This window comes from Pseudoalteromonas luteoviolacea CPMOR-1 (assembly GCF_001625685.1).
Classification (GTDB): Bacteria; Pseudomonadota; Gammaproteobacteria; order Enterobacterales; family Alteromonadaceae; genus Pseudoalteromonas; species Pseudoalteromonas luteoviolacea_K.
Genome location: NZ_AUYC01000040.1, coordinates 20,954 through 33,883 on the forward strand (window position 1 = coordinate 20,954; position 12,930 = coordinate 33,883).

Below are 12,930 nucleotides of genomic sequence, written 5' to 3' on the forward strand. Positions count from 1 at the left end.
CGGCCTAATTAATCAGGCAATTTACGCGCTCGCGCTGGTATCAAGTGCGTCAAAGCTTTTGATTAATTCATCAACCGCTTTCATTTGCTTTAAGTAACCTTCCAATTTATCTAAAGGCAATGCGCATGGACCATCACATTTAGCGATATTTGGATCTGGATGTGCTTCAATAAATAATCCAGCTAAACCTAGTGCCATTCCACTGCGAGCCAGTTCTGCCGCTTGTGCCCTGCGACCATCTGCTGAATCTGCACGACCACCTGGGCGCTGCAAGGCATGCGTTGCATCAAAAATAACTGGCGCCATATGCTTCATGTCATCCATACCCAACATATCAACGACTAGGTTGTTATAACCAAAGCTACTGCCACGTTCACATAAGATCACTTGGTCATTACCTGCCTCATTCAGCTTTTTAATGATATGGCGCATCTCATGTGGCGCTAAAAACTGCGGTTTTTTCACATTAATCACTGCGCCTGTTTTCGCCATTGCGACCACTAAATCAGTTTGACGCGCTAAAAATGCAGGCAACTGGATCACGTCTGCCACTTCAGCAACCGGTGCTGCTTGAAATGGTTCGTGTACATCTGTGATCACAGGCACATTAAACGTCTTTTTAATTTCTTCAAAAATCTTCAACCCTTCTTCCATACCTGGACCTCGGTATGAATTAATCGAAGAACGATTGGCCTTGTCGAATGACGCCTTGAAGACATAAGGAATATTTAACTTTGAGGTGACTTCTACATAATGCTCTGCAATTTGCATTGCTAAGTCTCGAGACTCTAGAACATTCATTCCACCAAATAAGGCAAACGGTTTGTCGTTTGCCACTTCAATGTTTCCAATTTTTATAATCTGTGTATTCATATTTCAATCCAATTTAGACTGGTAACAAGCAAGTATTCAACTCGATTACCAAGCACACTGTATTTTTTATTCTCTTAGATAAGGGGTGCACGAGTGACAAACCAAGCATAGTCCCTAATTAATTAACACGCTATAAATCGTTTAATCCATACCAGTACCTTGTCGCAAGCATCGATTTGTACGTCACTACGGAGACTTGGTTCAGTTACTAGCAGCAATAAAGTGTTTTGAGCATATAGTCTTATGTGTAGTTTGACTACTCGCGCATAGTCGAACTTTAGAATTATACTTTCGGTAATTTAAACCCCAAGTGTATTAAAACACTGGGGGCGCATATGAAAATAATAGGTTAGTGCAGTATATTATTATGATCAGCGAGCTCTTCAATTTGGCTCTGTATCAGCTCAATGGTAGGGTCATCAGGGCACTCATCTACAAAATACTGTAGATCATCTTTGGCCATTTTCGGGCAGTTTAGCTGATTGAGTAGGTAGCCTCGGTCACGTCGCTCATACGGATCATCACCGAGTAGCTCCATCAGTAACTCAACACAACTTAATGCATGGCTAAATTTTTCTGCGGCAATAAAAGACCATTTCTGCTGTGCTAGATAAAGTTTAAACGCCTCATCACCTATCACTAACTCCATCGGCTCCTGCTCTTGTTCAGCCCCATTTTCAGGCGTGACATACCAAGATTGCTGACCAGAGCTTGGATCTATGATGTAACCTTCTTCACTACTTAGCGCAACATGCACCATGATTTCACTTTGCAGCAGTGCAACAGTGGCATTGAAGTGTGCACGCTCTAGCAAATGCGAAAGCAGAATCGCTAAAGCCGTGCTGGTACCACTGCGCATTTTGATCACATAACTTATATTGTTGAGCAGGTATTCCGGTACTTTTTGACCAGTGCCACTAAATAGCCATTTGGTGTAAAACGTATCAAGGATCAAATCAACACGCTTATGCAGGTCTTTTTCCTTCACACACATTTCATCGACTGCCAGTTCTAGCTCAGCCAATTGGCACAGCGTTTGTTCGGTGTCGGCTTGCGCATCCCATCGCTGTTCAGCATAAATGCTACGAAGTAATGCAGGAACGGAATAATCCATACCTAATTCTTGTTGTTCATCAAACCAAGTATCCGTCATAGACTGTACTGCTAACCCATGTGAAAATAATAAGCCGCTAGTGTAACACTTTTTAGTCCATTCCCAAGGGGAAATTTTACTCACACCCGTGTATTGCGCAGGATAACGGCATCACATGATGTGAGTATTATTGAAGAAGTTTAAAGAATAAACGCACTCTTTGTGCTGGCAAGATAGCCAATGGCAAGTAGAGATACTGTTGCCCCGATCAATGCAGGGATTTGTTTTGATTTATGTTTTGACTTTGCAATCACAAACCCCAGCCCAATATATCCGACCACTAATATGATTTTTTCCATCAGCCACGGCTGAGACGATGGTTTCATACCCAATGTCACAGCTAAATAGACCGCAGACACAAGCAGCAGTGTATCCACACCATGACTGGAAATAAATACCAGCTTATTTTTTGCAAGCTTGCCCGTTGCTAGGCGCGACACTGAACGGGTGTAAAATAAGACAATACTGAGTACTGCAAACACCATATGAGTATGCTTTAGAGCTATATAATCCACGTTCACCTCATTGCTTATCTGGATAGCGCGCAAGAATGGCTTCTAGCTCGTCAATAATGTCGTTAAACACGGAAACTAATTTAGGGTCAAAGTGTTTACCACTTTGATTATTAATCTCTTTAACAACCTCAGGTAAGTCCCATGCTTCCTTATAGCAGCGTCTGTGACGCAACGCGTCATACACATCAGCCATCGCAACAATGCGGCCGAACACATGTATATCCTCACCTTTTGTGCCTTTGGGGTAACCGGTACCATCCCACTTCTCATGGTGGTCTCTGGCAATTAACGCGCCGGCATTGACTATTTCGCGTTTAGAATCTCGCAATAGTTGATAGCCCTTTTTAGCGTGGCTTTGCATGACCGTCCACTCTTGCTCATCCAGCTTGGCAGGCTTATTTAAAATCGCATCTGGAATACCGACCTTACCGACATCATGCAGCGGCGAAGCAATGCGAACTAAATCCGCTTCTCGATTGCCAAGCCCATACCCCACAGCAAGCGCATGACAAATATGCGCAACACGTTTTACGTGATTGCCAGACTCAGTTGAGCGCATCTCTAATGCCTCACTTAGACGGTATACCAGCTCTTGTTGCGTGTCTTCAATTTCCGCTTGTAACTGCACGTTTTCATATGCAAGTTGTACGTTTTGAGAAAAAATTTCGATTAAATGCTTTTGCGTATCGGTTAAGAACTCAGGGATCCCAGAGACAAATAACATGGATGCGTGATTGTACTCACTTGAGCAATATGAAAATAAGTAATTGTCTTTGTAAACAATGCTTTTTTCATTCAGCGCCTTTTTGCACGCTTGTATTTGCTCTTCATTCAAAACATCTTCAATCGGCTTACCTTCACTCTTTGCAAACTCACCTCGGCCAGTAAACACCACTAAGTCTTCGCTACAGGTATCTGGTTCATTACTGGCCACCAAAGAGGTAGCGTACATGGCTTCATCAACCGTGCCCAATAACGAAGTAAGTTGTTGCATCACCCCTTCGATAAATTGCTCAATTGAGTGCGTTGCAAAAATATCCCGAGACGCGGTAATGATTTTCTCAAGACCTTGACGAGACTGGTCGATAGACAAAATATCGCGGTAAGACCGCAAACTAGACATCACCACAGTAAAGAGCTTTTGAGCGGTCAGTTCAGTTTTCGATTTGTAATCATTGATATCGTAGTTCACGATAACTTGTCGCTCAGGAGCCTGACCTGGTTGCCCTGTCCTGAGGATAATACGAATATTATTATTTTTAGCCGTTTCGCGAATATACTGGGCGACTTTTAAACCCGCATCATCGGTTTCCATCACCACATCTAACAGCACTATAGCTGCATCAGGGTGGTCGGTCACCACTTGTTTTGCTTCCTCTCCTGAGTACGCACTGAGAAACTCAAGCTTCTTCTTTTGAAACTCGAAATCACTTAATGCCAGCTTGGTAACAGCATGTACTTCTGGTTCATCATCAACAATGATGACTTTCCAAGTGCCACTTTGCTCCGTTTCTATGACATCAGTCGGCTCATCTGAAAACAAAAAATCATCCATAGAGAGTCCTTAACGCTTGTTTGACGCGGGCTATAATTTAAAAATATTTAATGCATTCAACGCATCACTAAGGCATCTGTGCCAAAGTTACTCTATCACAGCCTGCCATATCTTTTATTGTAAGTATATTGCGATAGTTCATTTGTGCAAAAATCTCTCTCACACCACCGCCTTGCTCAAAACCATGTTCTACCAATATAAAACCGCCTGAGCTCAGATATTCTCTCGCTTGCGAAGCAATATGACGTATATCTGCATAGCCATTTTCCTCAGCGACTAAAGCTGAGAGCGGTTCAAAGCGCACATCCCCTTGTGACAGATGTATGTCATCATCTTCAATATACGGGGGATTGCTGACAATCAGATCAAATTGCTGATCAGGCACATTTGAAAACCAATCACTTTGCGCAATAGTGACATTATTCAGTGCATGTCTCTGCTGGTTACGCTTTGCCAACGCGACGGCATCCTGTGAGTAATCAACAGCCCAGATCTGCCAAGTTGGCATTTCACTCGCTAATGACAGGGCTATCGCACCGGTACCGGTTCCTAGATCCAACACTTTTGCAGCCCGTGGCAAGGCGAGACCAAGGGCATATTCAACTAATGTTTCAGTATCAGGCCTTGGGATCAAAGTACTGTTATTGACATAGAACGGGAGACTCCAAAACTCTCTTTCTCCGGTAATATGTGCAACCGGTTCGCCATGCAGCCGCCTTGTAATGTAGTCTTTGAACAATTGATGATGGTTGTCTGATAACTCGGCTTCAGGCCAAGTAAACAAGTAACTGCGAGGCTTATCTAGAATGTGTAGTAACAGGACTTCTGCGTCAAGTTTAGGGGAATCTGAGTGTTCAATTAGCTGTTGAGTTGCCCAAGCGATTGCTTGGGCATTGGAGATAGGGCTCACCTTAATCATCACCCATCGCAGCCAATAGGTCTGCTTGGTGCTCAAGAAGAAGCGGGTCAATAATCGCGCCAAGCTCACCACCAACTACTTCATTTAAACGATATAAAGTTAAATTGATGCGGTGATCCGTAATACGACCTTGAGGATAGTTATATGTACGAATACGCTCAGAGCGGTCACCACTACCCACTAAGTTACGACGCTCGCTCGCCTCAGCTGCTTGGCGTTTTTCATCTTCAGCTTGCTGTAGTCGCGCCCCTAATACAGATAATGCTTTAGCACGGTTTTTATGCTGAGAACGCTCATCCTGACACTCAACAACGACCCCTGTTGGAATATGGGTTATACGAATTGCCGAGTCTGTTTTGTTAACGTGCTGACCACCGGCACCTGATGCTCTAAACGTATCAACTTTTAGATCTGAAGGGTTGATCTCAATGGCTTCTGCCTCAGGGATTTCAGCCATCACAGCAACAGTACACGCTGATGTATGAACACGACCTTGTGATTCTGTTTCTGGAACACGTTGTACACGGTGCGCGCCTGATTCAAACTTCAACTTGCCGTACACCCCATCACCTTTGATGTTAGCAATCACTTCTTTATAACCGCCGTGTTCACCCTCGTTAGCGCTTACGACCTCTACTTGCCATTTTTGCGTTTCAGCGTAGCGGCTGTACATACGGAATAAGTCACCTGCAAAAATTGCGGCCTCATCACCACCAGTACCCGCACGTACTTCTAGGTAGACATTGTTATCGTCTTTTGGATCTTTTGGCAGCATCAGTACTTGTAGCTGATCTTCTAACTCAACAATCGCCGCTTTGGCTTCTTTGTATTCTTCTTGCGCCATTTCACGCATATCAGGATCTGAATCCTTTAGCATCTCTTCTGCTGTAGCGACATCTTCTTGTGCTTGCTGATAAGCAGTAAATGTTTTTACAACATCTTCAAGCTCTGAGTACTCTTTAGAAAGTGCGCGAAAGCGGTTCTGATCGCCAATCACCTCTGGATCGCCTAGCATCGCTTCCACTTCTTCATGACGCTCAACTAGGGTTTCTAACTTACGATAGACAGACTCTTTCATCTAAATTTTATTCCTGTTCAATACCTAATGCCTGCTTAAGTACCATCAATCGCTCCATATCCCCTTCTTTTGCGGCCTTTTGAATCGCGTGCGTTGGGGCATGAGTGAGTCGATTGGTTAGCTTATTTGCTAGTTCAAGCAAGACTTTTTCTGAATCTTTACCCGATTGTAGCTGATTTACAGCCTTTTCCACGAGCTCTAATTTTATTTCTTGTGCTGATGTTCTGTACTGGCGGATCACATCAACCGATTTTAAAGAGCGCTGCCAACCTGCAAACTCTCTGGTTTTATCATCAATGATCTCCTGTGCTTGTGTTGCCGCCTGTTCGCGGCTAGCGATATTTTCATTGACGATGGCCTGTAGGTCATCCACCGTATATAAGTACGCAGCGTCCAATTCATTAACTTGGCTTTCAATGTCCCTTGGCACTGCAATATCGACAAACAACATAGGACGATACTTTCTTTGCTTTAATGCTTGTTCAACCACCCCTTTACCAATTATCGGTAGGGTACTCGCTGTTGAGCTTATCACGATATCCGCATGCTGTAATTCGTCAGGCAGTTGAGCGAGAGAAATCACATCTCCACCAATTTCTTCGGCCAAATTTTTTGCCCGTTCGATAGTTCGATTGGCAACGGTAATATGCTGTGGATGATGTTGAGATAAATGCTTAGCAACTAGTTCTATGGTTTCACCCGCACCGATTAACAAGACTTTGGTTTTATCAAGCTTACCGTAAATATGCTTAGCAAGATTCACGGCCGCATAAGCCACAGAGACGGCACTGGCACCAATCTCAGTCTCTGTTCGAACTTGCTTGGCAACCGAAAACGTTTTTTGAAATAGCCGCTCGAACATGGGCTGGATCACATGATGGTGTTTCGAGCTATTATAAGCTTGCTTTATCTGACCAAGGATCTGCGGCTCACCCAACACTAAAGAGTCTAAACCACAAGCAACTCGCATCAAATGGTTTACGGCATCTTGATTTTGATGAATATACACATTGTCTGCTAACTCTTGTTGCGAGATATCATGGAAATTTGCCAGCCAACCGAGAAGTGCTTGGGAATTATCATTGTCGAGGCTACAATAAATTTCGGTACGGTTACAGGTAGACACAATCACAGATTCATGAAATTCTGATAACTGATTGAGCTGCTCCAAAGCACGAGACAATTGCTCGGGTGAAAAAGCGACTTTTTCACGTAATTCGACGGAAGCGGTTTTGTGATTAATACCAAGTGCGATGATGGTCATAAATGCCAGTGTTGCCCAAGCCCTGCTTTAAAGCGGCCAATTTTACCAAAAATCAATCGAATATGGAAAGTAAGGAACCTCATTTGAAACAATTTCATTTGATTTTGCTCATGTTTTTTTTGTTTCTAGGCGGATGTGCGCAGTCTCCACGGCCCCCAGTTCAGGGACAAGCAACGTTAAACACCCTTGCCGAGTTCAATAAATGGCAAGCACGAGGCAAAATCGCCTTTATCGCACCCGATGACAGACAGTCGGTCAACTTTAATTGGCAATACACAAATAAAAAGCAAGCGCTTACCTTAACCAGCTTCATTGGTACTCAAGTATTAAAACTGATGGAACTAGATCAATATAGTGAACTGGTTGTAGATGGCAAGTCTTATACAGGGCCCGAAAGCGCCGCCCTCATTCAACGTATCAGTGGTTGGCAACTACCAATAACGCAAGCGCCAAACTGGTTCACTGCAACTCGCTTTGAAGATGGCTATGAACTTAACAAAGCGGGCAATATCCAACAAGCCAGCTGGCAAGACGAGCAAGGACAAGTGTGGACCATCAATTATCAACGCTACAGAAATTTCAATGGCCTCACGCTACCAGCAAGGCTGACACTCACACATCAAGATATTACAATTAAAATTCAAATTAATGCATGGCAGTTCGATCCTCAATGACCAAACTCACTTTAACAGCACCCGCGAAGCTCAATCTCTTTTTACATATTAATAGTCGAAGAGCAGATGGCTATCATGAACTTGAAAGCGTATTTACCATGCTCGACTTTGGTGATGAGCTCTGTTTCGAATTGACTGAGCAAGATGACATCTGCATTGCAGGTGATGTGGCGGGGATCAATCGCGACGATAACCTTATTTATAAAGCGGCCAATGCACTTTTACCCCATCGAACAGTAAAAAAAGGGGTAAACGTACATTTAACGAAACACTTACCTATGGGCGGAGGAGTTGGGGGAGGCTCATCTGATGCGGCGACGACCCTACTTGCCTTAAACACGCTTTGGGAATGTAAACTATCACTGCAAGCACTGGCAAAAATCGGCTTAAAACTAGGCGCAGATGTTCCCGTATTTGTGCATGGTAAAACCGCGCTAGCCCAAGGTATTGGGGAAGTTTTAACCCCTTTCGACTATCCTGAAAAGTGGTATTTAGTGGTGGCGCCAGGTGTACATGTAAGTACCGTAAAAGTGTTCACAGATCCGGACCTACCTCGCAGCACACCGAAACTAAAAACCCCTTGGCAAATGGCTGATACACGCAATGACTGCGAAGAGTTAGTTAAAAAGCTTTACCCTGAGGTTGAAAAGACCCTGACGTGGTTGCTAAAATATGCGCCGTCAAGAATGACTGGAACTGGAAGTTGTTGTTTTGCAGTTTTTGATGACGAGCAATCAGCACTGCGTGTACTCCAGCAAATGCCGTCATCTTGGCAAGGCTTTGTAGCCAAAAGTGCACGTGAGTCGATCACTCACAAGCAATTAGCTACGTGGCTAAACAAAGAGAAGTAAATTAGTTTAAGTTAGCCTGTATCGACTGTGCTATTTTAGTCTTTGCATGTTAGTCCAAAAATTCAGTGCCTGAGGAACCCTACCGTGCCCGACATGAAGCTCTTCGCTGGTAACGCAACACCCGAGCTAGCTCAAAAAGTTGCAAAACGTTTATTTATTGAGTTAGGTGATGCCGTTGTAGGCCGTTTTAGTGACGGTGAGATCAGCGTTCAAATCAATGAAAATGTACGTGGTTCAGACGTCTTTATTATTCAATCAACTTGTGCACCAACAAACGATAACCTGATGGAACTTATCGTCATGGTTGATGCGCTTCGTCGTGCTTCTGCTGGTCGTATTACAGCAGTCATTCCATACTTTGGCTATGCACGTCAAGACCGCCGCGTTCGTTCAGCACGTGTGCCTATTACTGCAAAAGTAGTCGCGGACTTCCTATCAAGTGTAGGTGTTGACCGCGTATTAACTGTGGATCTACATGCAGAACAAATCCAAGGCTTCTTCGATGTCCCAGTAGATAATGTATTTGGTAGCCCTGTGCTTATCGAAGACATGAAAGAGCGTGATTTCGACGATGTCGTTGTTGTCTCACCAGACATTGGTGGCGTAGTACGTGCGCGTGCTATTGCAAAACTACTTGACGACAAAGACCTTGCAATTATTGACAAGCGTCGCCCTCAAGCAAACGTATCACAAGTAATGCACATCATCGGTGACGTAGAAGGCCGTGACTGCATTATTGTTGACGATATGATTGATACAGGTGGTACGTTATGTAAAGCAGCTGCTGCGCTTAAAGAGCACGGTGCTAAGCGTGTATTTGCTTATGCAACTCACCCAGTGTTATCTGGTAACGCTGCTGAGAATTTACGTAACTCAGTCATCGACGAAGTCATCGTCACAGACTCTATTCCATTGTCTGACGAGCTTCGCGCAATTGATAAGGTTAAAGTACTAACCTTAGCTGACATGATGGCAGAAACTATTCGCCGTATCAGCAACGAAGAATCAATCTCGGCAATGTTTGAACATTAATTCATTGCAAGATTAAATAAAAAAGCACCGTTTGGTGCTTTTTTATTGCTCTAATGGTTTTAATCTAGCCATGATAGTGCTATATTAGCGCGCCTTTTTTACCTACTGGGCAGACAAAATTTGTCAGCTTGATAGGTATACGCCAGAAAATTTGGTCGCGAGTTTTCTGACATTATTAACTTTATATATTTTGGAGACAGTTATGTCACAATACGTTTTAGACGCTGAAGTACGCGTAGAATTAGGTACTGGTGCGAGCCGCCGCCTACGTCGCGCTGATAAAGTTCCTGCAATCCTTTACGGTGCAGGCAAAGAAGTTGTTTCTCTTACTCTAGATCACAACAAAGTGATCCACATGCAAGAAGACGAAGGTTTCTACACTCACATCCTTACGCTAAACATTGGCGGTGAGTCTGTTGAAGCTATCGTTAAAGACATCCAGCGTCACCCGTACAAGCCTAAGATCACTCACTTAGACTTCCAACGTGTTGATGCTTCTCAGAAGATCCACACTAAAGTACCAGTACACTTCATCAACGAAGACGCTGCTACTAAAGGCGGTAACACTGTTGCTCACCACGTAACAGAAATCGAAATCACATGTCTACCAGCTCAACTTCCTGAGTTCGTAGAAGTTGATGTTGCTGCGCTAGAAGTAGGTGCAACTGTACACCTTTCTGACGTTGTACTACCTGCAGGTGTTGTTTCAGTAGAACTAGCTAAAGGTGCGGACCACGACCAAGCTGTTGTTACTTTAAACGCTCCTAAAGGCGCTGCTTCTGAAGAAGAAGCTGAAGAAGCTGCTGAGTAATTTTTAAGGTGTTAACACCTTGAATAATATTCAAATGCTTGTGGGCCTGGCTAATCCAGGCCCCGAATATGCAAACACTCGTCACAATGCCGGTGCGTGGTTCATAGAAGAACTGGCAAAACGCTACAATTGCATTCTCAAACCTGACTCTAAGTACCATGGCCTTACAGGCAAAGTACTCATCAATAATCAAGAATTCAAATTGCTTATTCCCACCACTTATATGAATTTAAGTGGCAAAGCGGTCTCAAGCCTTGCAAACTTTTTTAAAATTCCAGCTGAAAACATTCTCGTTGCACATGACGAAATGGATATGGACCCTGGTATCGCCAAAATTAAAAAAGGCGGTGGTCATGGTGGACATAATGGCTTGAAAGACATTATTTCTAAGCTTGGCAATAATAAAGAATTTATGCGCTTGCGAATAGGCATTGGTCACCCTGGCCACAGAGACAAGGTCACGGGCTGGGTATTAGGTAAAGCGCCAAAAGCTGACCAAGAAAAAATTGATGCGGTCGTTGATGAAGCGGTTCGTTGCATGGAAATTTTAGCGAAAGACGGTGTGTTAAAAGCACAAAACAGACTACATTCATTTAAGCCGTAAAGTATTTTTATACGGCAACAATTTGATTAACTGAAGGTTCAAAATTATGGGTTTTAAATGTGGCATTGTGGGTTTACCAAACGTTGGTAAATCAACCCTATTTAATGCATTAACTAAAGCGGGGATCGAAGCCGCAAACTTTCCGTTTTGTACAATCGAACCAAACACAGGCGTTGTTGCCGTTCCGGATCCTCGTCTAGACCAACTGGCTGCGATTGTTAATCCACAAAAGACCATCGCAACAACGATGGAATTTGTTGATATTGCCGGTCTGGTAAAAGGCGCATCAAAAGGTGAAGGCCTTGGTAACCAGTTCTTAGCAAATATCCGTGAAACAGACGCCATTGGCCATGTTGTTCGCTGTTTTGAAGATGAAAATATCGTACACGTGTCGGGTCAAGTAAACCCTGCTGATGATATTGACGTTATCAATACTGAGCTTGTTTTATCAGATATGGAAGCGGCAGATCGCGCAGCTCAACGTAATGCTAAAAAAGCAAAAGGCGGCGATAAAGAAGCTAAATTCCAAAACGATGTACTAGAAAAAGTTAAAGCACACCTTGATGAAGGCCTAACACTACGTTCTTTAGAGCTAACTAAGGAAGAGCTTGCTGCTATCAAGCCGCTTAACTTCTTAACGATCAAACCGACAATGTATATCGCCAACGTCACAGAAGATGGTTTCGAAAACAACCCATTCTTAGACAAAGTACGTGAAATTGCAGCTGCTGAAGACGCGGTTGTGATCCCAGTATGTGCTGCGATTGAATCGGAGTTATCTGAACTTGAAGAAGAAGATAAGCTTGAGTTCATGGCTGATCTTGGTCTTGAAGAGCCAGGCCTGAACTTAGTGATCCGCGGCGGTTACGAGCTTCTGAAATTACAAACCTACTTTACTGCAGGTGTAAAAGAAGTGCGCGCATGGACTATTCCTGTTGGCGCAACTGCACCACAAGCTGCTGGTAAAATTCACACTGACTTTGAGCGTGGCTTTATTCGTGCACAGACTATTGGTTTTGATGACTACATTGAATACCAAGGTGAAAGCGGTGCAAAAGACGCAGGTAAAATGCGTCAAGAAGGTAAAGATTACATCGTAAAAGATGGCGACGTGATGAACTTCTTGTTCAACGTTTAATGACCTCTTTTATATAATGACTAAAAAAGCCCTCATTCAGGGCTTTTTTTGTGTCCGCTCGACGTTTCTATCTATTCAAAAACGCCCCTATTGCGCTTTTTACCTTAAAAGGTACAAAGCATGCCTATATTTTTTAACCTTGGTTGTTGTCGATAATTGTACTTTCCTGTTTGTTTTGGTATAAAAACAGGCCGTTTCGCTTAATTTATCTGCAAACAATCTGTGATACGAAATTTTTTCGAAAAAAGGTGTTGACGGCATGGGGGCATATACGCATAATACGCCCCGCACCAGCGATGGTGATGAACGAAAAAGAGATGGCTATGTAGCTCAGCTGGTTAGAGCACATCACTCATAATGATGGGGTCCCCTGTTCAAATCAGGGCATAGCCACCATGCTTTTTCGAGTTGATTAGCAACTTTAAAACTAACTACCTTAATGTGCGGGAGTGGCGGAATTGGT

At 43.5% G+C, this 12,930-nt stretch carries 13 protein-coding genes and 1 tRNA gene; 7 read left to right on the forward strand and 7 right to left on the reverse strand.

Translation table 11 applies throughout. The features are described from left to right. Window positions 1-21: 21 nt before the first annotated feature. The 7 genes from kdsA to hemA all read right to left on the reverse strand — a co-directional run bounded on the left by kdsA (window position 22) and on the right by hemA (window position 7,357). Window positions 22-873 carry a 3-deoxy-8-phosphooctulonate synthase gene (kdsA, locus tag N473_RS18140; RefSeq protein WP_063369146.1) on the reverse strand — a complete coding sequence of 284 codons (852 nt, stop codon included), beginning with the start codon at window positions 871-873 and terminating at the stop codon, window positions 22-24. A 349-nt stretch (window positions 874-1,222) separates the two neighbouring features. Further along, entirely contained in the window at window positions 1,223-2,026 is an 804-nt protein-coding gene (locus N473_RS18145) for a tetratricopeptide repeat protein (RefSeq protein WP_039608396.1), read from the reverse strand. 140 nt (window positions 2,027-2,166) lie between these two features. Next, window positions 2,167-2,541, reverse strand: a complete 375-nt coding sequence (locus N473_RS18150; protein ID WP_063369147.1) for a SirB2 family protein — start codon at window positions 2,539-2,541, stop codon at window positions 2,167-2,169. Between the two features lie 7 nt (window positions 2,542-2,548). Further along, complete coding sequence (locus N473_RS18155; RefSeq protein ID WP_063369148.1) at window positions 2,549-4,096, reverse strand: DUF3369 domain-containing protein; 1,548 nt, start codon at window positions 4,094-4,096, stop codon at window positions 2,549-2,551. A 67-nt stretch (window positions 4,097-4,163) separates the two neighbouring features. Then, complete coding sequence (gene prmC / locus N473_RS18160) at window positions 4,164-5,006, reverse strand: peptide chain release factor N(5)-glutamine methyltransferase (RefSeq protein WP_155735652.1); 843 nt, start codon at window positions 5,004-5,006, stop codon at window positions 4,164-4,166. Between the two features lies 1 nt (window position 5,007). Continuing rightward, window positions 5,008-6,093 (reverse strand): peptide chain release factor 1, encoded by a 1,086-nt coding sequence (gene prfA / locus N473_RS18165; protein WP_063360590.1) that lies wholly within the window; start codon window positions 6,091-6,093, stop codon window positions 5,008-5,010. Between the two features lie 7 nt (window positions 6,094-6,100). Next, entirely contained in the window at window positions 6,101-7,357 is a 1,257-nt protein-coding gene (gene hemA, locus N473_RS18170) for a glutamyl-tRNA reductase (RefSeq protein ID WP_063369150.1), read from the reverse strand. A gap of 83 nt (window positions 7,358-7,440) precedes the next feature. Here hemA and lolB point away from each other — a divergent pair, with 83 nt between their 5' ends. From lolB to N473_RS18205, 7 genes are all read left to right on the forward strand, one after another. Continuing rightward, window positions 7,441-8,031 (forward strand): lipoprotein insertase outer membrane protein LolB, encoded by a 591-nt coding sequence (lolB, locus tag N473_RS18175; protein WP_081221255.1) that lies wholly within the window; start codon window positions 7,441-7,443, stop codon window positions 8,029-8,031. Then, the gene (ispE, locus tag N473_RS18180) at window positions 8,028-8,882 is read left to right on the forward strand and encodes a 4-(cytidine 5'-diphospho)-2-C-methyl-D-erythritol kinase (protein WP_063369152.1); all 855 of its coding nucleotides are present in this window, start codon (window positions 8,028-8,030) and stop codon (window positions 8,880-8,882) included. Before lolB ends, ispE begins: the two co-directional genes overlap by 4 nt. An 84-nt stretch (window positions 8,883-8,966) precedes the next feature. Beyond that, on the forward strand, window positions 8,967-9,914 hold the full coding sequence (locus N473_RS18185; protein ID WP_023397324.1) for a ribose-phosphate pyrophosphokinase: 948 nt from the start codon (window positions 8,967-8,969) through the stop codon (window positions 9,912-9,914). A 202-nt stretch (window positions 9,915-10,116) separates the two neighbouring features. After that, on the forward strand, window positions 10,117-10,725 hold the full coding sequence (locus tag N473_RS18190) for a 50S ribosomal protein L25/general stress protein Ctc (RefSeq protein ID WP_063369153.1): 609 nt from the start codon (window positions 10,117-10,119) through the stop codon (window positions 10,723-10,725). Between the two features lie 19 nt (window positions 10,726-10,744). After that, a complete protein-coding gene (gene pth / locus N473_RS18195; RefSeq protein WP_039608387.1) occupies window positions 10,745-11,329 on the forward strand; it encodes an aminoacyl-tRNA hydrolase in 585 nt (194 codons plus the stop codon). Between the two features lie 46 nt (window positions 11,330-11,375). Further along, window positions 11,376-12,467, forward strand: a complete 1,092-nt coding sequence (gene ychF, locus N473_RS18200; protein ID WP_039608386.1) for a redox-regulated ATPase YchF — start codon at window positions 11,376-11,378, stop codon at window positions 12,465-12,467. Window positions 12,468-12,786: 319 nt separating this feature from the next. Beyond that, window positions 12,787-12,863 (forward strand) — tRNA-Met (locus tag N473_RS18205). Window positions 12,864-12,930: the final 67 nt, after the last annotated feature.

What these genes read in the sequence shown, in the direction of transcription:
- kdsA (WP_063369146.1), bottom strand. Translation starts at nt 873, where the DNA reads ATGAATACACAGATTATAAAAATTGGAAACATTGAAGTGGCAAACGAC.
- N473_RS18145 (WP_039608396.1), bottom strand. Translation starts at nt 2,026, where the DNA reads ATGACGGATACTTGGTTTGATGAACAACAAGAATTAGGTATGGATTAT.
- N473_RS18155 (WP_063369148.1), bottom strand. Translation starts at nt 4,096, where the DNA reads ATGGATGATTTTTTGTTTTCAGATGAGCCGACTGATGTCATAGAAACG.
- prfA (WP_063360590.1), bottom strand. Translation starts at nt 6,093, where the DNA reads ATGAAAGAGTCTGTCTATCGTAAGTTAGAAACCCTAGTTGAGCGTCAT.
- hemA (WP_063369150.1), bottom strand. Translation starts at nt 7,357, where the DNA reads ATGACCATCATCGCACTTGGTATTAATCACAAAACCGCTTCCGTCGAA.
- ispE (WP_063369152.1), top strand. Translation starts at nt 8,028, where the DNA reads ATGACCAAACTCACTTTAACAGCACCCGCGAAGCTCAATCTCTTTTTA.
- N473_RS18190 (WP_063369153.1), top strand. Translation starts at nt 10,117, where the DNA reads ATGTCACAATACGTTTTAGACGCTGAAGTACGCGTAGAATTAGGTACT.
- ychF (WP_039608386.1), top strand. Translation starts at nt 11,376, where the DNA reads ATGGGTTTTAAATGTGGCATTGTGGGTTTACCAAACGTTGGTAAATCA.